18 protein-coding genes and 1 pseudogene are annotated in these 23523 nt (G+C 67.7%); 5 read left to right on the forward strand and 14 right to left on the reverse strand.

The window, feature by feature from the left end; translation table 11 throughout:
• Positions 1 to 106: 106 nt before the first annotated feature.
• Entirely contained in the window at positions 107 to 2452 is a 2346-nt protein-coding gene (locus tag FHW58_RS03195; protein ID WP_179671613.1) for a glycoside hydrolase family 31 protein, read from the forward strand.
• Between the two features lies 1 nt (position 2453).
• On the opposite strand, the gene FHW58_RS03200 is transcribed toward FHW58_RS03195, so the two are convergent.
• The 4 genes from FHW58_RS03200 to FHW58_RS27880 all read right to left on the reverse strand — a co-directional run bounded on the left by FHW58_RS03200 (position 2454) and on the right by FHW58_RS27880 (position 8351).
• The gene (locus tag FHW58_RS03200) at positions 2454 to 4712 is read right to left on the reverse strand and encodes an acyltransferase family protein (RefSeq protein ID WP_179671614.1); all 2259 of its coding nucleotides are present in this window, start codon (positions 4710 to 4712) and stop codon (positions 2454 to 2456) included.
• Entirely contained in the window at positions 4709 to 5215 is a 507-nt protein-coding gene (locus FHW58_RS03205; protein ID WP_218892618.1) for a hypothetical protein, read from the reverse strand. The genes FHW58_RS03200 and FHW58_RS03205 overlap by 4 nt, the downstream gene beginning before the upstream one ends.
• 41 nt (positions 5216 to 5256) lie before the next feature.
• Entirely contained in the window at positions 5257 to 6273 is a 1017-nt protein-coding gene (locus tag FHW58_RS03210; protein WP_179671616.1) for a polysaccharide deacetylase family protein, read from the reverse strand.
• An 83-nt stretch (positions 6274 to 6356) separates the two neighbouring features.
• A complete protein-coding gene (locus FHW58_RS27880; protein WP_373996659.1) occupies positions 6357 to 8351 on the reverse strand; it encodes a purine nucleoside permease in 1995 nt (664 codons plus the stop codon).
• A gap of 135 nt (positions 8352 to 8486) precedes the next feature.
• Between FHW58_RS27880 and FHW58_RS03225 the strand changes: the two genes are divergently transcribed.
• The gene (locus tag FHW58_RS03225; protein ID WP_179671617.1) at positions 8487 to 10007 is read left to right on the forward strand and encodes a PAS domain-containing sensor histidine kinase; all 1521 of its coding nucleotides are present in this window, start codon (positions 8487 to 8489) and stop codon (positions 10005 to 10007) included.
• 4 nt (positions 10008 to 10011) lie between these two features.
• Here the strand turns inward: FHW58_RS03225 and FHW58_RS03230 are convergent.
• Positions 10012 to 10411: pseudogene (locus FHW58_RS03230) on the reverse strand (DUF892 family protein).
• A gap of 18 nt (positions 10412 to 10429) precedes the next feature.
• On the reverse strand, positions 10430 to 11323 hold the full coding sequence (locus FHW58_RS03235) for a manganese catalase family protein (RefSeq protein WP_179671618.1): 894 nt from the start codon (positions 11321 to 11323) through the stop codon (positions 10430 to 10432).
• Between the two features lie 208 nt (positions 11324 to 11531).
• Here FHW58_RS03235 and FHW58_RS03240 point away from each other — a divergent pair, with 208 nt between their 5' ends.
• Together FHW58_RS03240 and FHW58_RS03245 are read left to right on the forward strand one after the other, a co-directional pair.
• The gene (locus tag FHW58_RS03240; RefSeq protein ID WP_179671619.1) at positions 11532 to 12485 is read left to right on the forward strand and encodes a class I SAM-dependent methyltransferase; all 954 of its coding nucleotides are present in this window, start codon (positions 11532 to 11534) and stop codon (positions 12483 to 12485) included.
• A gap of 2 nt (positions 12486 to 12487) precedes the next feature.
• Positions 12488 to 14560: a Mur ligase family protein gene (locus tag FHW58_RS03245; protein WP_229265157.1), complete on the forward strand. Its 2073-nt coding sequence runs from the start codon at positions 12488 to 12490 to the stop codon at positions 14558 to 14560.
• 61 nt (positions 14561 to 14621) lie between these two features.
• Here the strand turns inward: FHW58_RS03245 and cphA are convergent, their stop codons facing one another.
• The 4 genes from cphA to FHW58_RS03265 form a co-directional block, all read right to left on the reverse strand.
• On the reverse strand, positions 14622 to 17273 hold the full coding sequence (gene cphA / locus FHW58_RS03250) for a cyanophycin synthetase (protein ID WP_179671621.1): 2652 nt from the start codon (positions 17271 to 17273) through the stop codon (positions 14622 to 14624).
• Positions 17270 to 18112 (reverse strand): cyanophycinase, encoded by an 843-nt coding sequence (locus tag FHW58_RS03255; protein WP_229265034.1) that lies wholly within the window; start codon positions 18110 to 18112, stop codon positions 17270 to 17272. Before FHW58_RS03255 ends, cphA begins: the two co-directional genes overlap by 4 nt.
• Positions 18109 to 19512, reverse strand: a complete 1404-nt coding sequence (locus FHW58_RS03260; protein ID WP_179671622.1) for an iron-containing redox enzyme family protein — start codon at positions 19510 to 19512, stop codon at positions 18109 to 18111. The genes FHW58_RS03255 and FHW58_RS03260 overlap by 4 nt, the downstream gene beginning before the upstream one ends.
• Positions 19513 to 19617: 105 nt before the next feature.
• Positions 19618 to 20079: a MarR family winged helix-turn-helix transcriptional regulator gene (locus FHW58_RS03265; RefSeq protein ID WP_179671623.1), complete on the reverse strand. Its 462-nt coding sequence runs from the start codon at positions 20077 to 20079 to the stop codon at positions 19618 to 19620.
• 32 nt (positions 20080 to 20111) lie between these two features.
• Between FHW58_RS03265 and FHW58_RS03270 the strand changes: the two genes are divergently transcribed.
• Positions 20112 to 20816 (forward strand): siderophore-interacting protein, encoded by a 705-nt coding sequence (locus FHW58_RS03270; protein WP_179671624.1) that lies wholly within the window; start codon positions 20112 to 20114, stop codon positions 20814 to 20816.
• A gap of 6 nt (positions 20817 to 20822) precedes the next feature.
• Here the strand turns inward: FHW58_RS03270 and FHW58_RS03275 are convergent, their stop codons facing one another.
• From FHW58_RS03275 to FHW58_RS03290, 4 genes are all read right to left on the reverse strand, one after another.
• Entirely contained in the window at positions 20823 to 21710 is an 888-nt protein-coding gene (locus tag FHW58_RS03275) for a LysR family transcriptional regulator (protein WP_179671625.1), read from the reverse strand.
• A gap of 68 nt (positions 21711 to 21778) precedes the next feature.
• On the reverse strand, positions 21779 to 22498 hold the full coding sequence (locus FHW58_RS03280; protein ID WP_179671626.1) for a hypothetical protein: 720 nt from the start codon (positions 22496 to 22498) through the stop codon (positions 21779 to 21781).
• Between the two features lie 18 nt (positions 22499 to 22516).
• The gene (locus FHW58_RS03285; RefSeq protein ID WP_179671627.1) at positions 22517 to 23059 is read right to left on the reverse strand and encodes a hypothetical protein; all 543 of its coding nucleotides are present in this window, start codon (positions 23057 to 23059) and stop codon (positions 22517 to 22519) included.
• A complete protein-coding gene (locus FHW58_RS03290) occupies positions 23056 to 23508 on the reverse strand; it encodes a (2Fe-2S)-binding protein (RefSeq protein ID WP_179671628.1) in 453 nt (150 codons plus the stop codon). Before FHW58_RS03290 ends, FHW58_RS03285 begins: the two co-directional genes overlap by 4 nt.
• Positions 23509 to 23523 lie beyond the last annotated feature (15 nt).

The following is a 23523-nucleotide window of genomic DNA, read 5'->3' on the forward strand; positions in this document are numbered from 1 at the left end:
ATCACACGGCTGGCCAGAAACGTAGTGGCTTTTGGTGATTTTCGTAATTGCTATTCTGAATTTGAAGAAGCACAATGCTGGCACATCTCCACAATAAGAGAGGATTATGAGACAGCTCGCCCACACGCCGGTCTTCACCGCGCTCGCATCGATTTTTGCCTTTTCCGCTTCGGCGCTCGCCGCGCCCATCGCCACCCTGGACCGGGAGGGCGCCTTCGTGTCGATTGAGGCCTATGGCCCAAACGTGGTACACGTCACCATCGCCGTCGACAAGGCGGAGGTGCTGAAGGGGCCGGGCTATGGCATCCTGCCGAAAAACAGCGACAACGGCGCTTTCCGCCACACCGGCGGCAAGGACGGCGACGTGTTTGTCTCGCCGGCGATGACGGTGCGCGTGAACCCGGCGCCGCCGCCGTCAGTACCGACGCAGGGCCAGAAGTACTTCGCGCCGGCGCTGGCGCCGGTCGGCCTGCAGGTGCTGAACGCCAGGGGCGAGCAGATCGTCAGCATGAACGGCTGGGAGATGTCGCCGCAGACCGTCAACACCGAGAAGACCTTCCAGGTCGGCGCCTCGTTCTCCGTCGCGCGCGACGAGCATTACTACGGCATGGGTCAGAACCAGGAGTCGATCGGGCCACTGGACCTGCGCGGCCGCGTCCTCGACTGCAAGCACTGGTACGACGCGCCGGCCGGGGAATCGGTCTGCGTGCCGTTCATGGTGTCGTCCAAGGGCTACGGCATCGTCTGGGACAACCCGTCGGCAACCCGCTTTGTGGCCGGCGTCAACGGCCGCACCGCGTTCCAGTCGACTGTGGGCGAGCGTGTCAGCTTCTTCATCATCACCGGCGCCACGCCGGAGGAGATCTATTCCGGCTATGCGCGCGTGACCGGCAAGACGCCGATTCCACCCAAGTCCGCGTTTGGCCTGATCCAGTCGAAAGCCCGCTACGACAGCCAGCAGGAGGTGCTGCGCGTGGCGAACACCTATCGCCAGAAACAGTATCCGCTGGACGTGATGGTGGTGGACTGGTTCTACTGGACCCGCATGGGCCAGATGGACATCGACCCGGCGCAGTTCCCCGATCCCAAGGCCATGAACAAGCAACTGCACGAGATGGGCATGGAATCCATCATCTCGATCTGGCCGCGCTACGAAACCGCCGGCCGCTACTTCAATGAACTGGACAGCAAGGGCTATCTGCTGAAGGACAAGGACGGCAAGACGGTCGATGGCCTGCCGTTCCGCTCCGACCGCACCGGCGGCCTGATCGACCCGACCAATCCGGCCGCCCGCAAGTGGTTCTGGGAGAAGGCGCGCGACAATATCCTGTCGCAGGGCTTCGATTATCCGTGGCTGGACGAAACCGAGCCGGATCTGGTGCCGGATGGCTTCTTCTATTCGATCGGTTCCGGCGACCGCTATCACAACCTGTTCCCGCTGCTGCACGTCGAGGGCGTGGCCGACAACCTGCGCGCGTGGAAGCCGAACAAGCGGGTGCTGATCCTGTCGCGCGCCGCCTACCTGGGCGCGCAGCGCACCGGCGCCCTGTTCTGGTCCTCGGACATTCAGCCGACCTGGGAGGCGCTGGCGCGCCAGGTGCCGACTGGCCTGAACATGACGGCCTCCGGCATCGCCTACTGGGGCAACGACATCGGCGGCTGGCAGAAGCTGGCGCCGAACAGCAGCGCGGTCAAGCCGCCGCTGCTCGATCCGTCCGATGCGCGCAACGTGGTGGGCAACAACCATGACTATCCGGAGCTGATGACGCGCTGGTTCCAGTACGGGACCTTCCTGCCGACGCTGCGCCTGCACGGCGACCGCAAGGAGGCCGAGATCTGGTCCTTCGGCAAACAGGCGGAGGCGGTGATGGCGCGCTTCGACAAGCTGCGCTATCAGCTGATCCCCTACATGTACTCGCAGGCCAAGTTCACGCACGATACCGGCGCGCCGTTCATGCGGCCGCTGTGGATGGACTTTGCCAGCGACCCGAACGTGGCCAACATCGGCACCCAGTACATGTTTGGCCCGGCCTTCCTGGTGGCGCCGGTGACAGAGCAGGGGCAGACCGAGAAGGACGTGTACCTGCCGGCCGGCGCGGACTGGTACAACTTCTGGACCAACGAGAAACTGGCCGGTGGCCGCTGGGTCAAGGTGGCGGCGCCGATCGATCAGATTCCGGTGTTCGTGAAGGCGGGGTCGGTGCTGCCGATGGGCGCGGAGGTGCAATCCACCGCGACCCGGCAGGCCATCGCAGCGATCCACGTCTACCCGGGCAGGAACGGCGAGTTCCGCCTGTACGACGACGATGGCGTGAGCTACGACTACGAGAAGGGCAAGTCGACCGTGACGCAGCTGAAGTGGGAAGACGCGGCCGGCAAGCTCAGTGCCAGCGGCGGCGACGCGGCGCTGGTCAAGTCGGCGGCGGGGCTGGTCAAGGTGATCGGCAAATAACTCACTTCGCTTTGTTCCAATAGCGCGGTTGGCGCAGCCTGCGCGAGACGCTGTGGCGCAGGTCGCGCCACAGTGGCAGCGGATCGCGCCAGTCGTGAACGAAGTAGCGGGCGCCGGGCCGCAGGCATTCCGCCAGGTAGCCTGCGAGGGCGCGCGCACGGCCGGCCAGCGGCCCGCGCGCCAGCAGCCATAGCAGGCGGCGCGTGTCCGCTGTCATGAATCTGCAGCGCAGGCCGGTGCGGTAGGGCTGCACGGCGATCTGCCGCTGCAGCCCCAGCGCCTGGTAGCAGTACCAGGGGAAGCTGGCGCCGGCCTGGCAGGCCAGCGGCAGGCTGCCCCAGAAGCGGCCGTTCACCTCCATCAAGGCGGCCCGCCCGGTGGCCGGGTCGTAGCGGTATTCGACCATCGCCACGCCTTCCCAGTCCAGTGCCCGTAGCAGGGCGATCGATTGCCGCATCAGCGGCTGCGATACCGGCGTCGATACGCACAGCGTGGATGTGCCGCCCTCGGGTGGCCACTCGTGCAGGCGGCGGTGCTGGAACTGGTACAGCGCTTCGCCATCCTTCATCAGGACGAACTGGCCCAGGCCGTAGCCGTCGCAATATTCCTGCACCATCGGGTGGCGCCGTAGCGATTGGTAGCGGCGCAGGCTGGCCAGCAAGGCGTCGGCGTCATCGCAGCGCCGCATCTTTTCCAGCGTCATGCCGGCCTGGCGCAGCAGGGGGGCGATGGTATTCGGATCGGCCCATTTCAGCACCACCGGATAGCGGGCCGTCCGCGCAACCGTTCGGGCGTCCGCCACCGACGCCGGGTGCCTGGTGCGCGGGACGAAGATGCCGACATCGGCCGCCGCCGCGTAGGTTCGTTCCTTGTGCAGCACACGCTCCATGCGCGCGGCATCGGCAAACATCATGCGGTAGCCGGGCAGCGCGTGACGCGCGGCGTTGAGCATCAGGATGTCCGTTTCCGAAACGGCGAATAGCGCGGCCGGGCCGTTTTCTTCGCCCAGCCGGCGCAGTTGGGCCACCACGTCGTCCGCGCGCAGCATGCCGCGATACAGGTAGCGCGAGCCCAGTCCCAGCGATTGCGCATCGCCGGCGATACCGTACACCTTGACGCCATGCCGGCCTAGATCGCGGATGATGGCCAGCCCGATGGGCGTGTCGATGCCCAGCACCACCGCCGGCAATGGCTGCGGCGGCGTCGGCGCGAGCAGGCCATGTATCCAGCGCCGCCAGTGATGCCGCTGCCGCTCGGTGACGCTGCCGATGGCGAAGATGCTGACAAACACCGCCAGCATGGTGGCAATGTAGAACCACGGCCCGGCCGGGTCGCCGTTGAACAAGGCGGCATAAAACTGCATCAGCGGCTGGTGCAGCAGGTAGGTGCTGAAGGTGTATGCCGCCAGCGGCCGCGCCAGCGGCGCCAGTTGGTCCAGCGGCGGCGCCAGCGCGCGGACGCCGGCGAAATGGATGGCGACGATGATCGCCAGCAGGTAGTCGGTCGCAAAGTAGCGCGAAAAGGCCAGCTGGCGGTGCCAGTGCGCGCCGATGATGTCGCGCAGCCAGGTGCTGCCGGCTTCGGTCAGCTGGTAGTGGTGGAACAGGCCGTAGGCCAGGCAGGAGCAGGCCAGCAGCACGGCGCCGGCAGCGCGGCCGATGCGCTGCGGGGCCGTCCAGCGGTGCAGCGCCACGCCGGTCGCCCACACCGGCGCCAGTAGCAGGATTTTGGGGCCGGCCAGCAGCATCGCCATGCCGCACCACACCACGCGCCGGCGGCCGCGCGTGAAGGTCAGTGCCGCAAACAGCGCGTAGTACCAGAATTCGTAGCACAGCGACCAATACGGTACGTTGGAGAAGGACATGATGGAGAGCGTCCAGCTCTCGTTGATGAATGCCAGGCTGGTGAGGATGCGTAGCCAGGACAGATCGTGTGTGGTGCGGTCGCCGTAGAATTGCGGGACCATGGCTTCGCCCAGTTGGTCCAGCAATGGCGTCAGCAGCACGGTCGGCAGCGCCAGCGAGTAGAAGCGCGCCAGTCGGCTGGACCAGTATTCCAGCGGCGTGGTTTCGCGCGTGCTGGTGATGTGGGCAATCACGTAGCCCGACAGCACGAAGAACACGATGACCGCCGCGTGGCCGTGGGTGCTGAGCGGCAGCTTGTCCGCGATCAGCAGGCGGATGTTGGAGTGGTACAGCACCACCAGCAGCGCGCTGGCGATGCGGACCAGGTCGAGGTAGGTGGAAAACGCGGGGTTCATGCCGCGCCCCGCGACAAGGTACGGTGCAGCTGGTGCACCGCTTGCCGCAGCCGCTCGAAGCATTGGTCGAAGTAGGCGTCGCTCAGCGTGTAGGGGTCGTGCAGGTGCGGCATGGGCGGCGCGCACCAGAGGCCGAGCAGGGCGATCTGAATGTCGTCGCGGCCGGCCAGCCGGCGTTGCAGCGCGCGCGCGTGACGGACTTCCATGGCAAGCAGCAGGTCGCCCGGTAGCACCTCGAAGTCGCGCAGGTCGGTGGCGCGGTGCGCGCGCAGGTCTTCGCCGCAGCGCTCGGCGGCGCGCAGGGCGGACGGCGGGGAGGGCGCGCCGGTGCAGGTGGACAGGCCCACGGAGGCGGCCTGCATGCCAAGGCGCCCGGCAACGCGCTGCGCATACGCGCTGCGGCAAATATTCCCCAGGCAGACAAACACCACGCGCCGCACCTGCTCGGGATGCCGAAGGCGAAACGCCGCCAGCAGCCCGCCACGCAGGGCCAGCCGCGCCAAGCAGGCCCGCAGCCCACCGCGCCATGTGCCGTGGCGGGTGTTCATGCGGACCTCGCGGCGATGCGGGCCAGCGCCCATCGGCCGTAGCGGTCGTAGGCGGATTGGGCGGCGAGCCGGCCGACGGTGCGCCAGGTCCGGCCGCGCAACAGCGGATTGCACGCCGTCGTCGCCGTCATCGGCTGGCTGGCCGCCAGCGCCATGCCGCTCGCCGTGAACCGTTGCGGGTGCGCGGCGATGTATGCACACAGCCGCTCCATGCGCGACTGGTTGAGCGCATGCCGACGCAGCCGGCGAAATGCCGGGCCATCGCTGTGCACGTACTCAAAAGGATGGGTCAATATCACGACAAGCTCCAGGCCAGCCGCATACGCCTGCTCCAGCAAGGCGCGCATTTCTGCAAAGCTGGTGCTGGACACCGCCGCCGACTTCAGGTGCCGGCCCCGATCACAATACGTCAGTACCGGGCATTCCAGCACGCCATGCCGCCGATGCCGTCCAGCGTACAACTGGTACGACGCCTGCCCGCCGTTGTAGACACCCAGCCCGACGCTGGAGCTGTACGGCATTCCCGCCGCCGCCACGGCGCCAAACAGATGATCGTCATACTGCAGATTGCCGGCGCGGAAGACCTGCGGCGCCGGCAAACCCCACGCCGCGAACGTCGCCAGCCCATGCCTGAGTAAAGCCAGCGTGGACGCCACATCCCGCCCGGCCAGATCATCCTGGCGCGGCTGGCGCCGCACGCGTTGCGCCCAGTCCGGGTGCTGGAACACAGCCCAACAGGGATGCACATGCAGCTGCGCCTCGTGCCCGGCGGCGGCGATGCGCCGCGCCAAACCGCGCATCGGCTCATCGCCAAAATAGTGCCGCTGCGCCGTCTCGACAAAGAACGTCGCCTGAATGCCGTGTCGCTGGAAGCAGTCCAGCAGAAACCCCAGCCCCTGCGAGCGCCCATCCGCCTCGCACAGCACCATCGGCGCGCCCACGGGCAAGCGCGCCGGGTCGGCAAACGCCCCGGCGATGCTGAACTCCGTATCGATGGTAATGCAGACGCGCATGACGGCCAGCCGGCAATGTCAATCCGGCCAGTGTAGCCAGCGTGGCCCGCGGCGGCATGCGCTTGATCAAACCGAGGGCAAAATCACTGCGCCGGAACGCCTTGCCGCCAGTGCGCCCAGTTGCCGGAAATCGCCTCTATCACGGGCCGGGCGGCCAGCAGCAGATTGGCGGTCGATGGCCCAAAACCATCCTGCTGCGCGTAATTCACCAGCACATCGCGGTTGGACTGGCCGGGATGCGGCCGGTCCACGTCCGACGCCGAACGCAGGATCAGCACCCGGCCGAAATCCACCTTGCCGGCGACCTGGCCGCGCCGCAGCACCTCCAGCGTGGCGTTGTCTTCCTGCTGCGAGGTGCAGTAGCGCGCCTTGCCGCCGGTGAGCAGGGCGGACCATTCCTGCGCGCGGCGGCCCAGCGTGTCGCCAGCGTACCAGGTGTCGCCGGACACCGTGTCGCAACGCGTCACCACCGGCGGCTGGTTGGCCGGCGCGCTGGCAAAGCCGGCGCGATAGGCGCGCGCGCCGGCCGAATCGCTCAAGGCCACGCCGCGCGACAGCTGGTAAGCGCGGTCCACCAGCGCGGTATTCAGCTGGAACACCTCGGTGCGGTAGTCGAAGCGCGGCATGACGCCCGGCGCGCTGGTGTGGATGCCGAAGTAACCATAAGGCCAGTCCGCCGGCATCTCGCGCGCATCAATCTCGTGCGACAGCGAAAAGTCCACCGCATAATCGGCCCACGCCGCCGTGGCAACCGTGCCATGGCGGGGATTGATGCCGGCAATGCCGGCGATGATGAAGTAGGTGTCGCGCAGGTCCATGCCGCTGGCGTAGAGCAGGGCGGTCATGCTGGCGGCGGCGTTGCTGTAGCCCATGTCGGTGGTCAGCTGGCAGACGTGGTCCTGGTTGCACAGCACCTCCGGATAGCGCGCCGACAGTCCGGGCACCCTGTGCTTCGCGCTCAGCGCCAGGCCCTTGATGAAAGGCTCGGCTTCGGCGCCGAACATATTGACGATCATGACGCGCGGCGCATAGGCCGGGGTCTGTGCCGGCGCGGGCTGCGGCGCGGCGGCGGTGGGCGCCGCGTCGTCCTGCCAGTGGGCGACAATGTCCCTTACCAGCGGACTCCCCGCCAGGTACAGATTGCGCAAGGCCGGCGGATAACCGCCTGATTGCGCGTGCATCGACTCCAGCGCCGTCATGCCCGGCGGCTGGCGGTCGAAATTGGACGCCGTGCGCAGCACCGCCACCCGCCGCAGGTCCAGCAAACCCGCCTCGGCGCCACGCTTCAGCGCCGTGTAGGTGGCGTTGTCCTCCTGCGCCACGATGCAGTAGGTGCCCTGGCCGGCCGTCAGCATGCGGAACCAGTCGCGCGCCCGCTGGCCCAGCAGCGTGCCGTGATACCAGGTGTTGCCGGTCATGGTGTCGCACTGCGTGACCCGGGGCGGCGCGCTGGCCGGCGCCGCGCCATAGCGGGCCCGGTACGCGCGGGCCTGGTCCGAGTCGGACAGCTGCACGTCGCGCGACAGGGACAGGGCGCGCTGCAGCAGCGCTTCGTCCAGCTGGTACATCTCGGAGCCGTAGTGCAGCGGCGGCACGTCGGTGGGGGTCTTCGTGTTGATGCCGAGGTAGCCGGTGCTCCAGCCTTCGCCGCGTTCGCGCGCGTCCAGCTCCCAGGCCAGGTCGGCGTCCACCAGGTAGCGCGACCAGGCGGCGGTGCCGGTGGTGCCTTGCGCCGGGTCGATGCCGCCGATGCCGGCCACCAGAAAGTAGGCGGCGCGCAGGTCGAACAGGCCACTGTGGACCAGCGCCGCCACCGACGCGGCGGCATTGGCCTTGCCCATGTCGGTGGTCAGCTGGCAGACATCCTCGCTGTTACAGCGCACCACCGGGTAGCGCGGCGACAGGCCAGGCACCGGAATGGACTGCTGGAGTTCCAGTTTGTCGTTCCAGGGCGCCGCCTCCTGGTCGAACATGCTGATGATCATCACCTTGACTGGCCGGGGCGGCGCGGCCGGGACGGTGGAGGAAGCGCCTGCCAGCAGCAGGGCACACAGCAAACGGATGGCAGTCATCGGCATCAATCAGGGTATTGAGATGCCACTTGGGCATGCAAGCTGTATGCCAGCCCCGTTAATTTGTCCAGGACGTACGATTGTGTGCGGGTTTTCTTGCCCCTCAAGTAAAATTGGGCCAAAGAGCTATTAGAGGAAGCCATGCAGAGTGCCCAGCCCAATGTCGGCGCCATCGAAGCCGAACGGTTCCGCCAGTTCATCATGGGCGTGACCGATTACGCGATCTACATGCTGTCGCCGGAAGGCGTGGTGGTGACGTGGAACGCCGGCGCCCAGCGCTTCAAGGGGTATCCGCCGGAAGAAATCATCGGCCGCCACTTCTCCATGTTTTATACCGACGAGGACCGCGCCGCCAACCGCCCGGCCCATGCGCTGCAGGTGGCGCGCACCACCGGCAAGTTCGAGGACGAGGGCTGGCGCGTGCGCAAGGACGGCAGCCGTTTCTGGGCCAGCGTGGTGCTCGACCCCATCGTCGACCCGAACGGCGAACTGCTCGGCTTTGCCAAGATCACGCGCGACATCACCGAGCGCCGCGTGGCGGCCGAGGAACTGGAGCGCGCGCGCGAGGCGCTGTTCCAGTCGCAGAAGCTGGAAGCCATCGGCAAACTCACCGGCGGCATCGCGCACGATTTCAACAACCTGCTGAACGTGATCGTCAACGGGCTGGAACTGCTGCGCATGTCGCGCGATCCGGCCATGCATGCCAAGGCGGTGGACACCATGTCGCGCGCGGCCCAGCGCGGCGCCTCGCTGACGCAGCAGTTGCTGGCCTTCGCCCGTCAGCAGCCCTTGCGCCAGGAGGCGCACGACGTGGCGCGCGTGGTGCGCTCGTTCGACGCGGTGCTGCGGCGCGCCCTCAACGACGACATGCGCCTGCATCTGCGGCTGGACGAGAACCTGCCGCAAGCCATGCTCGATCCCACGCAGTTCGAGTCGGCGCTGCTCAACCTGGTGGTCAACGCGCGCGACGCGATGGACGGCCATGGCGAAGTGCTGCTGGACGTCTCGGCCGTCACGCTGGGCGAGGCGCAGGTCGAGCGGCTGCCCGCCGGCCAGTACGTGCGGGTGGAGGTGCGCGACCATGGCGCCGGCATGACGCCGGAAACCATGGCGCGCGCGATCGAACCCTTCTTCACCACCAAGGAAGTGGGCAAGGGCACCGGCCTGGGACTGAGCCAGGTGTATGGGCTGATGCAGCAATGCCAGGGCGCGCTGACGCTGGCGTCGCAGCTGGGCGCGGGCACCACGGTGTCGATGTACTTCCCGGCCGTGCGCCAGCACGGGGCGATGGAGGAGGCCAAGGGCCAGGCCGAGAAAGTGCTGCTGGTGGACGATCAGCCGGAGGTGCTGGAGACGGCCATCAACCTGTTCACCCATCTGGGCTACGAGGTGCTGTCCGCCGATAACGGCGCGCAGGCGCTGGAAACGCTGCGGCTCCATCCCGGCATCGGCATCCTGTTCAGCGATGTGGTCATGCCCGGCATGAGCGGCGTGGAACTGGGCAAGATCGCGCGGCAGGAATTCCCTGAGCTGAAGATCGTGCTGGCATCGGGCTACGTCAAGAACGCGCTGCGCGACCAGATGCCGGATATCGGCGCCTTCGAACTGATCGCCAAGCCTTACCGCCTGAGCGATCTTATTCGTACACTGAAGGCGCTGTAGCCGGCTACACCTTGGCCTCCACGCCCGGCGTGGCCGAGCGGGCCAGGAAGGCCGAGGCGATGGCCGGCAGGTTTTTCAGCATCCACGCGGCCATTGCGTGTTCCTGCGCGATGATCTTGCGGCAGGCCTCCTCGGTGGTCGGGTCGCCCGCCGCCTGGGCGGCGGCAATCAGCACCGTGTAGCTGGCGATCTCCATGTTCTCGAACACCTAGCCGGCCATGGCGCCCTTCACCACCTCGTCGCTGCCAGCGCGTTTCCTCGATATGCCCGACGATGCGCGCGCGCAGCGCCGGGTGGCGCTCCAGCCGCGAGGCCATGGACTCCGGCATGGTTTCGGCCTGCCGTTCCATGGCGTGGGCATCGCGCAGCCAGTCGGCCAGATGTTCGTTGGCGGTGCTAGTCATGATGGCGCCTTGTCGTTGTCAGATCTGCGTGGAAATGGGAGCCGTGCCGGCGCCGAGTTCGGCGCCCGTCAGGGGCTCGGCGTCGGGATCGGACAGCGTGCGCGCCGCCATCTGGTTCAGTGCCGTGTCCTCTTCCGCCGTCAGACCGACCGAGGCGCTGCCGTCGCCGCCATCCACCGCATACTGGTCCTCGCGGTCGCTGACGCTCTGCCACTTGTCGCCGCTGTTCCAGGAGCCCTGCAGTTCCGGCCCGCCCTGCGACATGTCGAAGTAGACGCTGGCGAACTCGGGACGCCCGGCCAGTTTCCCCGGCGGGAAGTTGGGCTGGATGGCGTACAGCGCCTTTTCGAACGACTTCTGGTGCGCCACCTCGCGCGTCATCAGGAAGGTCAGCGCGTCCTTGACGCCGGGATCGTCGGTCAGGTTGATCAGCCGTTCGTAGACGATCTTGGCGCGCGCCTCGGCGGCGATGTTGGAGCGCAGGTCGGCGGTCGGCTCGCCGATGGTGTCGATGTAGGCGGCGGTCCAGGGCACGCCGGCCGAATTGATCAGCGGCGTGCCGCCGCCGTACAGCAATTGCGTGACGTGGCTGTCGTTGCCGCCGCCGCTGATGGCGCGGTACATCTCGGCCTCGCTGTCGATGCCCTCGGCCAGCCGGCCCTTGGCGCCCTTGTTCAGCATGGCGACGATGTTACCGATGATTTCCAGGTGGCTGAGCTCTTCGGTGGCAATGTCGAACAGCATATCCTTGCGGCCCGGATCGTCTTCCGACAGCGCTTGGGTGAAGTAGCGCAGCGCGGCCGCCAGCTCGCCTTGCGGGCCGCCGAATTGTTCCAGCATCAGATTGGCCAGGCCGGGATTGGTCTCGCTGACCCGTACGGTGTACTGCAGACGCTTATTGTGAGCGAACATGGGGGATCTCCTTCAGTAGGTGTGCAGCCATCTTAGGCGCCGTCCGTTTGACTGCGTATCGGTGGCGCACCTGCACGGGCGTAAGACCGCGCTGTCATTTGGCCACCAACCGTATCGATGGGCTTAACCGCTTTTGCGCCCCAATGTGCGACAGCGCACCCAAGCCAGCGGGCTTCTGCCTCAGTATCAAAGTTTGACAGGAGCTTTTGTGACCACACCGTTTTTCACCGCCGTCCAACAACAGGCGCTGCTGGCGCTGGGCGCTGCGCTGCGTGCGCGTAAATACCAGTTCACCATTGTCACGCCGGCCACCCAGGCGCGCGTGCTGGCCCGCCCGGCCGATCCCGCCACCGCCAGCCTGCGCGACATCTTCGGCTGGAACCGGCCGTTCACCGCCGCCGCCATCGACGCCGACCTGCTGGCCTGCATGCGGGCCGCCAGCATCGTTGAGGAGCGGGACGGGCTGCTGCGCAGCGCCGTGCGCGTGTCCACGCTGGCGGGCGAGTGGCTGTTCCATTCGGCCTATCCGACCACGCAGGACGACGCGGTGTTCTTCGGCCCGGACACCTGCCGCTTCGTGCGGGCGATGGAGCAGACGCCGCTGCCGACGCAGGCGCCGCTGCGTCGCATCGTCGATATCGGCAGCGGCAGCGGCGTGGGCGCGATCGCGCTGGCGCGCCGTTTTCCCGAAGCCGAGGTGCTGGCGGTGGATGTCAACGACCGCGCGCTGGCGCTGGCCGACATCAATATCCGCCTGGCCGGCGTGGCCAACGCGAGCGCGCGCCACAGCAATCTGCTCAACCAGGTGGACGGCGTGTTCGACCTGATCGTTGCCAATCCGCCGTACCTGCTGGATCAGAGCGAGCGCGCTTACCGCCATGGCGGCGGCGAGCTGGGCGCCGGCCTGTCGTTGCAGATCGTGCAGGCGGCGATCGTCCGGCTGGCGCGCGGCGGCGCCTTGTGGCTGTACACCGGCGTGGCGATGCGGGACGGCGACGACGCTTTCCTGCGCCACGCCACGGCGCTGCTGGACGAGGCGGGCCTGCGCTGGACCTACGAGGAAATTGATCCCGACGTGTTTGGCGAGGAACTGGACACGCCGGCCTACGCCGAGGCCGAGCGCATTGCCGCCGTGTGGCTGGTCGCCAGCAGGGAAGCGTGAACATGCGGATCCTGCAACAGCGCCTGCTGCGCGGCGCCAACCTGTACAGCCGCATGCCGTGCATTGTCGCGGTGGTCGAGTCGCCGCTGGAGGAAGCGGGGCGGCAGGCGGCTTACACCGCCCGCTATCTGCAACAGGCGTGCGGCGAGGCGGTGGAGTTCATGCATTCGGAGCCGGCCGGCGATGGCGAGGAGGGCGGGCCGCCGCGCTGGCGCGTGGTGGTGCAGTACACGCTGGAGCACCTCGGCCAGGCCGCGCTGGCGGCCGCTGTCGAGCTGATTTCCGCTACCGGCCGTGGCGAAGCGCCGGATGTGGCAACGGCCGTGGCATCGCTGCGGGCGCTGTCGGCCTCCATGCAGCTGCCGTGGTCGGCGCAGGCGGTGGCGCGCGAGGCGGATGCGTTGGGCATTCCGGTCCAGCGCATCAGCGAGCATGGCGGCTTGCTGCGGCTGGGCTGGGGCCACCGGCAGTGGCGCTATCTGGCGCAGGCCGGGGACGATAACCGGCTGCTGACCGGCACCTTGCTGCACGAACGCCAGCTGATGCGCTCCCTGCTGATCGAGGCGCAGCTGCAGGTGCCGGCCGAGGACTTCCAGGATCCGCAGCGGCAGCCGGGCGAGCGCCTGCGCGTGCAGGTGCTGAACGGCGAGGCGCAGCATGCCGATGCGGCAGTGCGCGGCGTGGCCGAACGCGCCGCCATCACGCTGGGACTGGACCATGCGCAGGTCGATCTGCTGCCGGGACGGCGCGCGCCCAAGGTGGACGCGGTGCTGGGCGCGCCGGCGCCCAGCCATGACCAGCGTGACCTGCTGCGTGCCTTGCATGCCGATGCGGCCAGGGGGCGGATTCCGGTCATCGGCATCACCGGCACCAATGGCAAGACCACCACCACGCTGATGATCGCGCACGCGGTGCGGCTGGCGGGCTTGCGCACCGGCTGCGCCAGCACGCAGGGCATCACGGTGGCCGGGCAGCTGTATGGCGAGGGCGATTGCACCGGTTACTGGTCGCATCGCGCGGTGCTGGCGTCGCCGCAGACCGAATTCGCGGTGCTGGAGACGGCGCGCGGCGGCCTGCTGAAGCGCGGACTGGCGTATGACCGTTGCAGCGTGGGCGTGATGCTGAATGTCTCGGATGATCATCTGGGGCTGGATGGCGTGGACACGGTGGAACAGCTGGCGCGCGTGAAGTCGCTGGTGGTGGCCGCCGCCGAGGTGGCGGTGCTGAACGCCGACGATGCGCATTGCGTGGCGGCGCGCGGCCGCCTGTCCGCCGATGCGCGCGCCATGTACTTTTCCATGAAGCCGGATAACGCGGTGCTGCTGGCGCATCTGGCGCAGGGCGGCGACGCGGTCTGGCTGGAACATGATGTGATCATGCTGAGCCAGCGCCAGGTGCGCCAGCGCGTGATTCCGGCCGCGCACATTCCCGCCACCTGCGGCGGTCTGGCGCGCTACAACATTGCCAACAGCCTGGCGGCGACGGCCGCGCTGGCGGCCAGTGGCTTCAGCGTGACGCAGATTTGCGCCGGGCTGGCCAGCTTCGAGTCGGACGCGGCCACCAATCCGCTGCGGTCCAATGTGTTTGAACTGGACATGATGAAGATCGTGCTCGATTATGCGCATAATCCGGCGGCCTACGCGGCGCTGGCCACGCTGGCGCGCGGGCTGGCGCAAGGGCAAGGGCAGAGCAAGGCCACCGGCCAGGCGCCCGGCCGCGTGCTGGCCGTGGTGACCTCGCCCGGCGACCGCCGCGACGAGGATTTGACGCGTACCGGCGCCACCTGCGCCGTGCATTTCGATGAGCTGTTCGTGTACGAGTCGGCGTCACGCGGGCGTGGGCATGGCGAGGCGGCAGGGCTGATTGCCGATGGCGCGCGTGCGGCGGGGAGCGCGGTGGTGCGGCAGTACGATGGTGCGGCGACGGCGGTGCAGGCGGCGTTTCTGGCTTGCCAGCCGGGGGATGTGATGGTGTTCGCCTGCGGCACGGAGGTATCGACGCTGATCGATGCCATCCGCGCCATCGATGCGCCGGCTGCCGCGCGCCTGGCGCAGCAGGCCATGCCCGCCGCGTGACTGGCGGGCCGCGTTGCGCGCCGAGTTGCGCAACGCGGCGCCGGGCGCTGGCCTTGTCCGCCTACGCCAGGGTGGCGTCGATGCGCGCCGCGCTGACCGGATCGACCGGACGCAGCGCGTCCACCAGTTCGGACACCGACGAGCCGCATGCGTACACCAGCACATCGCCGGGCCGGCATTGCGACAGGCCGAGGCGCAGCGCCTCCGAAGGATCGCTTTCCAACATCACGCCCGCCGACTGCCCGCGCGCCGCCTGCGCCGCCGCCCGCATCATGGCGGCGCGCTCACCTGCCGCGCGGCCGCGATGCTCGCTTTCCCACTCATAGAACACCGTTGTATCGAAGCTTCCACCGCAGATCTGGCCGATCTGCTGGAAGTCACGCTCGCGACGGTCGCCCGGCGAGGTCACCACGGCCACGGTGCGGCCCTGCGTCATGGCGCGCGCGGTCGCGGCCAACGCCCTGAAAGCGGCCGGATTGTGCGCAAAGTCCACCACCACCTGCACGCCGTTGACGTCGTACAGGTTGGCGCGCATCGGATTGTGCCGCGCGTCGGACACGAAGCTGCGCAAGCCCGCCGCAATGGCGCCGTTGCCCAGATCGCTGGCCATCAGGGCCGCCGCGGCAGCCAGGCCGTTGGCGATGTTGTGCTGCGCGCAGCCGCCCAGCGTGGATGGCATCTCGCGCGCCGCCAGCAGCACGTGGTGCTGGCCGTGGCCGTCCGACGCCATTAGCGCGCCGTCTTCCAGCCAGGTCGCGCGGCCGCCGGCCTGCAGGTGGGCCAATAGCGCCGGGTGCCGCGCGTCGCAACTGAAGTAGATCCGCTCGACTTTTTCATCCAGGCCGGCACCGATGGCGCGGCAGCGCTCATCCTCGGCGTTCAGCACCACCGCGCCGCTGGCCGCTTGCACCACCACGCCTTTGACCGCCGCCAGATCGTCCAGCGTCTCCACGCCATCCAGACCCAGATGGTCTTCGCTGACGTTGAGCAGCACCGACACGTCGCAGCGGTCGAACGCCAGGCCGCGCTTGAGGATGCCGCCGCGCGCCGTCTCCAGCACCGCGAACTCCACCTCCGGCGCCGACAGCACGGTGCGCGCCGACCAGTAGCCGCTGCAGTCGCCGCGCCGCACCTCCGCGCCGTTGATGAACACCCCCTCGCTGGTGGTGCAGCCGGTGGCGATGCCGGCCTGCCGCAGCGCGTGCTCGATCATCAGCGTGGTGGTGGTCTTGCCGTTGGTGCCGGTGACGGCGATGACCGGGATGCGGCCATCCTGATGGCCGAACATCGATTCCACGATGGCGGCGCCGGCATCGCGCGGCACCCCCGCGCTGGGGTATTCGTGCATGCGGATGCCCGGCGCCGCGTTGATTTCAATGACCGCGCCATTGCGGCCATTTAGCGGACGCGAAATGTCCTCGCAGACCAGGTCAATGCCCGCCACGTCCAGGCCGATCTTGCGCGCCGCGCGCACGCACATCGCCAGCGTCTCGGGCGGCAGGCGGTCGGTCACGTCCTCCGCCGTGCCGCCGCTGGACAGGTTGGCGTTGCCGCGCATGAGCACCCGGCGCCCGGTCTCCGGCACGCTGTCGAAGTCCAGCCCCTGGCTGGCCAGCGTGGTTTCGGCGTGGCCGTCCAGCGGGATGCGGGTCAGGATGTTGGTGTGGCCTTCGCCGCGTGCCGGATTGCGGTTTTCCAGTTCCACCAGTTGGCGGACGGTGGATACGCCGTCGCCCGTTACGGCGGCGGGACGGCGCAGCGCGGCCGCCACCACCCGCTCGCCGGCCACCAGGATGCGGTAGTCGTCGCCGGGAATGTAGCGCTCGACGATGATGGTGCGGCCATGCTCGCGCGCGCGTTCAAAAGCCAGCTTGACCTCGTCCGGCGTGCCGCAGCGGGTCGAGACGCCGCGCCCGTGATTGCCGTCCAGCGGCTTGACGGTGACCAGGCCTTCCAGCTCGCGGGCGGCGCGCAGCGCCTGTTCCAGCGTGCGCACGCTGACGCCTTCCGGCACCGGCACGCCGGCTTCCTCCAGCAGCGCCTTGGTCAGCTGCTTGTCCGAGGCGATGCCGACCGCGATGTGGCCGGTATCGCCGGTAATCGTCGCCTGCAGGCGCTTTTGCTGCGCGCCCCAGCCGAGCAGGAACATATTGGCGTCCTCGGTCAGGCGCTGGTAGGGGATGCCCTGGCGGACCGCCGCGCGCAGGATGGCGCCGGTGCTGGTGCCGATGGCATGGCGTTCGGCGGTGTCCTTCAGCGCCGCCACGCCGGCCTCCAGTTGCTGCGCCAGCCCGTCGGCGCCGGTGGCCAGGCCGCGCACCAGCGACAGCGCCAGGTCGCAGGCGTCGATCGCCACGTGCTCCGACTCGTACGAGCACACCACGCGGTACTGGCCCGGCGCGCCCTGCACCTCGTGGGTGCGGCCCAGGTAGGTCGGCGTGCCGGCCAGGCATTGCAGCGCGATGGTCACGTGCTCCACCACGTGCGCCAGGTTGGCGCCGTTGTTCAGCGCCTGCACAAAGCCGCCATACTGGCCCACCGAGCAGCGGTGGTCGTACAGCGATGGCAGCAACGCCAGCAACTGGGTGTTGAAGCCGTCGATGCCGGTGGTGGTGTGGTCACGCAGCTCCTGCAGGTCGATGACGCTCAGCAGGCATGGCTGGCTGGAATACAGATTGGGGCCACGCAGCACATGTTGTTTAACGATGATCATTGCTCTAAAGTCCTGTCGGTTAAATATTGGATGAAATCGGCCAGCGGGCCGGCGTCGGCCGGGCTGGCAAAACTGGCGCCGGCGGGCAGCAGGTGCAGGCGCACGTCCAGCATCTGCGGCACGGCGCCGGGCGCCACTTCGGCGATATTGGTCACCGCGTGGCGGCAGTCGGCCACGGTGATGGTGCCTTCGCCCACCACCGCGATGCCATCGCCCTGCACGATCAGCGCCGTGTCCTCGTCGATGCCGGCGCCCAGCAAGAAGGGGCTCTGGGCGATGGCGCTGAGCAGGCGGTTGATGCGGTGGCGTTGCGAGAAGTGCTGGTCGATGATGACGCGGCTGACAAAGCCCAGCCCCGCGCCCAGCCGCGCCGCGCCTTTTTCCGGCGCCAGTTCGGCCTTGCCCTCGGCCAGCATGTGGGTGCACATGCCGGAGGCGCCGGCGCTGGTGCCGGCGATGCAGGCGCCGTTATCGATGTAGGCGCGGCGCATCGCACGCTCCAGCTGGGTGCCGCCGATGAAGGCCACCAGCCGTTTCTGGTCGCCGCCAGTCATGAAGATGCCGCGCGCCTGCGCCATGCGGTGCGCCAGCATGTCGTCCTCGGCCTCGGCGCGGCTGCCGATGCGCACGTGCGTCACCTGCGTGGCGCCAAGTTCGCCGAAGGCGGTTTCGTACATCTCCCAGACCTTGTCCGGCACGGTGCTGGCGGCGGTGATCACCATGATGGGCTGCTGCGGTCCGCCGGCCAGCGTCAGGAACTGCTGCAGCACGTCCTTGTTGTTGGTGCGGTCTTCGTTACCGCCGATGATCATCAGGCTGCCGTTGTGGTTCATGTTCATGCTGTCAGTTGTCGGTACATGCGGGTGGCCATCAGGCCGAGCGGGCGATGATGCTGGGCGGGCGTCATCAGCGTTTGCAGCAGCTGCACGGCGGCCTGCTTGCTGCCCAGCGTGGCCACCTGTTGCTCCAGCCGGCGCAGCGGGCTGCTGTCGTCATCGCCGGCGTGGTGACGCACGATGCCGCGCGGCGGTCCCTGGCGCGGCGTGTGGTTGAGGCCCAGCGAATCCAGCGAGCGCTGGCGGGCGCGGAAGCTCGGCACGCGTTTCGGCGTCACGATCCAGTCGCGCAGGACCTGCTGCTCGTAGGCGCTGAAGACGCCGAACATCTCGGCGCGCTCGCTCTGGATCAGGCGCCAGAAGCGGCTGTTCTCCGGCGGCTGGCCGCGCTGTATCCAGCCGGCGTTCTCCAGTTCCGCCAGCATCTCCGGGATCTGCTGCGGATCGCTGAGCCACTCGTTGATGCCGCGGCCGGCCAGGCGGCAGTAGTCGGAATGCATATTGGCTCCGGTGTGGGCCTTGGCCGCCATGATCTCCACCAGTTCCTCGTTCAGGTCGAAACCGGCGATGACCGAGGTGGTGCAGGCGCCAAGATCATTGAGGCGGTAGCCGTCCTGGATGCGCTGCCACACGCTGGCGGTGTCGCCAAAGCGCGGCAGCAGCTGTAACAGCGCCTGCACCGCCTTGTGCGCGTGGCCGGTGCTGCCGTTGTCCACCGTGATGTGCAGCGTGAAGTAGTAGGGATCGATGCCCAGCTCATTCAGCTCGTAGGCGGTGATGAGCAGGTGCAGCGGCAACTGCTCGTAACCGAGGTTGTAGCCGATGATCTCGGGCAGGAAGCGTTCGGCGTCATAGGCCAGCGCCAACTGGATGGCGCCTTGCTCGAAATAGGTGTCCGGGAGGTGCTGCCAGTCTTCGCAATCGTGCGTGGCCAGCAGCTTTTTATACAGCAGGACGTGATTTTTTTCCGGCACGCCGTCGCCCAGCTCCTCCAGGTAGGTCTGGATCAGCGGACGGAAGTCGGGATCGTCCCAGCGCGCCAGCAGGCCATACAGCCAGGCGCCGTCCACCAGTTTGGTGGGGGCCACGTGCTTGAGGAAGTGCAGAGCGTGCGACTGGTTGCTGAAGTAGCGGCGCGGCGCGCCTTCGCGGCGGCTTTGCAGGTAAGCCTGGTATTCGCTGCCGACCGTGAAGGCGCGGCTGGACATCCAGGACGCCAGCTGCTGCGGGTCGTCTGGCAGATCGTGGTGCAGTTGGCGCGCGGCCTGCAGCCGCTGCCCCAGAAAGGTGCGTGCGCTGTCCAGCGTCGCGTCATCCGGCGGGCCGGCATTGAGTGAACGGTAGATCGCCGACGCGCTGTTGACTGCGGCGGGAGCGGCGACGGCATAGGCAAGCTGTAACATGAGCGTTCCGAGGTGAGTAGGATGGGTTGATTATCAACGCCGCCCTCCATGCCCCACATCGGTGCGTCTCTTGTGTTTGTGTAAGAGTAGGCCGACAGGACCGTTTCAGACCTGGCCGCCGGCTTCGAGGTTGTCACGGATCTGCTGTAATAACGCTTGCAATTGCGTCAACTGGTCGGCGCTCATGCCGGTCACCGCGGCGGCGGCGGCCTGCTGGCCCAGTTCATTCAGGCTGTGGAAGATTTTCTGGCCCTGCGCGCTGAGTGTGAGGTGGGTGATGCGGCGGTCGGCGTCATCGGCGGCGGCGTCCAGCAACTGCTTGTCGCGCAGGCTTTTCAACAGGCGCGCCAGTTGCGCCTTGTCGCGGCCGGAGTGCGCCACCAGGTCGCCCTGGGTGGCGCCGGGGTGGCGCGCAAAGAAGCCCAGTGCCTTGTATTCCATGTGCGTCAGTTCATGCGGATGGTCGCGCAGGCCGCGCAGCTGGCGCGCGCGGAACACATGCATGATCGAGTGGATGGCGTCGAACACCTGTTCCGATTGGTTGACTTTATTAACTGGTTTGGTCATAATGGGTGACATTATCAACTAAGGGGCAGGTGATGAGCAATCGAATTCAGCGCGTCCGGCACGAGATCAAACGGCGCGAGCTGCAAGTGGCCAAGGTCGAGCATCTGGCGCCGGACTACGTCAGCGTAACATTCAAAGGCGAGACCTTACACGATTTCGTCTCGTCCTCCTACGACGACCACGTGAAATTCATGCTGGGCGACGAGGTGCGGCGCGACTTCACGCCGCGCAGCTACGACAACGTGGCCGGCGAATTGACCATCGAATTCGCGCTGCACGCCAGCGGCGCCGCCTCGGACTGGGCGCGCCAGGCGGCCGTGGGGCAGACGGCGGTCATCGCCGGCCCGCGCGGCTCGATGATCATCCCGATGGACTATGACTGGCACGTGCTGGCGGGCGACGCCTCGGCGCTGCCGGCCATCCGCCGCCGCCTGGAAGAACTGCCGCGCGAGGCGCGGGTACAGGTGCTGGTGGCGGCGGATAGCGCGTCCGCGTTGCCGTTCCGCGGCGAGGCGCAGGTGCAAGTGCAGCGGCTGGACAGCCAGGAGGCGCTGCTGGCCGCGATCCGCGCCCTGCAACTGCCGGCGGGCGAGGGCTTCTTCTGGTTTGCCGGCGAAGCGGCGCTGGCGGCGCAGGTGCGCGACGCGGTCTTCGTCGACAAGGGCCACCCGCGCGACGCGGCGCGCATTTCCGCGTACTGGAAGCAGGGCGCTTCCGGCCACCACGAGGACCTGTAAAGGCGGTTAGAGCCGCAGCGCGTCGACCACCAGCTGGAAGGCGGGGGAGGACTGGCGGCGGCTGGGGTAGTACAGGTGGTAGCCCGGCAGGACCGGGCACCATTCCTTCAGCACGCGCACCAGCGTGCCTTCCTTGACATGGTCGCAGGCCATGTCCTCCGGCACGGAGGCGATACCGTAGCCGGCCAGCGCCGCGCGCAGACGCGAGGTGGTGTTGTTGAACACCCATTGGCCGTCGACGCGCACGTTGTGCGGCGTGCCGTTCTTCTCAAGCTCCCATACCTGCAGGTTGCCATGGGTGGGCAGGCGCAGGTTGATGCAGCTGTGCTGCTGCAGGTCGTCCGGCGTGCGCGGCTTGCCGCGGCGGGCGAAATACTCGGGCGTGGCCACCAGCGCCATGCGGAAGTCGGCGCCGATGCGCACCGCGATCATGTCCTTTTCCACCTGGCTGCCCACGCGCACGCCGGCGTCGTAGCGCTGCGAGACGATGTCGGTCATGCCGTAGTCGATGGTGATGTCGATCTTGACGTCCGGGTAGTCGTGCATGACGGCGGCCAGCTTGGGCCACAGCACATTGTTGGCCGAGTGCTCGGCGGCCGTGATGCGGATGGTGCCGGCCGGCTTGTCGCGCAACTCGTTGAGCGAGGCCAGTTCCTGGGTGATTTCATCGAAGCGCGGCGCGGCAGTGCGCAGCAGCCGTTCGCCGGCCTCGGTGGGGCTGACGCTGCGGGTGGTGCGCGTCAGCAGGCGGATGCCGAGGCGCGTCTCCAGCCCGCGGATGGTGTGGCTCAGCGCCGACTGCGACACGCCCATCTTCCTGGCCGCCCTGGTGAAGCTGCCCTCGCGCGCCACCGTCACGAACGCCAGCAGATCGTTAAAATTTTCATATTCCATGGACACACGCTCCCGATAAGCCGCTGATTATATCGGCAAGCCTGGCGGAGAGCGTGGCTATGGCATGGTCAGCTGAATCTGATCTGGCTGACGGTGATCGACACCACCAGCGGCTCCGGCTGATGTCCCAGGTCGGCGTCGCGCACGTAGATCAGGTGGCGGGTCGGCATGATGATGCCGTCGAAGGTGCCGTAGTCGTGGAAGTAGTGCACCGCCGGCGTGCCGCCGCTGATGTCGACGTCGTAGTCATGGCGGCGCAGCTTGCCGTCGTCGGCGAAGTAGAAGGTCTGCTCGCGGCCGTGGGTGGCGATGTTGTCCGGATAGCGCACCTTCAGGCGGCGCAGCGTTTCGCCGTTCTCCTGCCACGGCGCCAGCTCCTCCATCTCGAAGCCGGTTTCGGCAAACGCGAAGGGCAGCGTCAGATAATTCCAGATGGCGTAGCCGACGAAGTAGGCCAGCTGCGGCTCGCTCCATTGCGTCTCCAGGCCAAAGCCGGCGAACGAGTCGCGCGGCGACGACAGCGACTCCACCACCGTGCCGTCCGTGGTTTCGATGATGGCGCGCTGCGGCGTGACCGACGTGCGGCGGTCCGGCGCGCCGAATGGCGCGTGCGAGGTCCACTGGCGATGCAGTTCGATGCTGACGTCCACCTCATCGAGCTTGCCGCCGTGGCCCTTCAGCGGCCACAGGATGCCGCCCTGGCTCAGGTGCGCGCTCAGTTTGCTGAAGCTTTTCCAGCGTTGCAGGCCGCCGTGGGCGGTGATGACTTTATCCAGTAATGCGTTCATGCTGTTCCTTGTTGAGAGTTATTGCGGGCAGGGCATGCCGGCGTCGGCCCACTTTTCCAGCGCCTTGACGAAGTCCTCGTGCGACATCGGCGGCAGCGTGCGTTGCGCGCCCGGATTCCAGGCCCACAGCACCAGCGGGTCGGTTTTCATGTGCTCGATGACCTGCTCGCCGGTCTTGCGGTTGCCATTGCGCTTGGGGTCCTTCATCTGCAGGCACACGCCTTTCTTGTCCAGCCCTTGCCATTTCATGCTGAGCGGCGCCAGGTGCCAGTTGGGCGCGCCCGGTACGCGGCCCTGCGCGGTGTTGCTGGCCTGATGGCAGGCGGCGCAATGCAGCACCGCCGAGCCATGGCCGTCGGCGCCGCGCACCACCTGCTGCGCGTGGACGATGCCGATGTCCTTCTGGTGCGGCGCTTCGGCCTGGTGGCAGTTGATGCAGCGCGGCGACATCACCACGCTGGCCACCGGGTCGAACAGCTTGCCGTCGCCCTTGGGCGCGCCTTGGGCCAGTCCGGCCAGCCCGGCCAGCGCCAGGGCGGAGAGGAGGAGTGCGCGCTTCATGCCTTGGCCGCCTTGTGGATGGCCGCGCGGATGCGCGGGTAGGTGCCGCAGCGGCAGATATTGCCGGACATGGCCTGGTCGATATCCTTGTCGGTCGGCTTGGGGATGGCCTTCAGCAGCGCGGTGGCCGCCATGATCTGGCCGGACTGGCAGTAGCCGCATTGCGGCACGTCGATCTCCGCCCATGCCGCCTGCACGCGCTTGCCCACCGCCGAGTCGCCGATGGCTTCGATGGTGGTGATCTTCTTGTCGGCCGCCGCCGACACCGGGGTGACGCAGGCGCGGGTGGGCTGGCCGTCCAGGTGCACGGTGCAGGCGCCGCACAGCGCCATGCCGCAGCCGAATTTGGTGCCGGACATCTGCAGTTCGTCGCGCAGGACCCATAGCAGCGGGGTATCGGCTTCGGCCTGCACGTCGACCTGCTTGCCGTTGATGTTCAATGAAGTCATGTTGGTTTGCTCCTG

The organism is Duganella sp. 1224, assembly GCF_013408245.1.
Classification (GTDB): domain Bacteria; phylum Pseudomonadota; class Gammaproteobacteria; order Burkholderiales; family Burkholderiaceae_D; genus Rugamonas.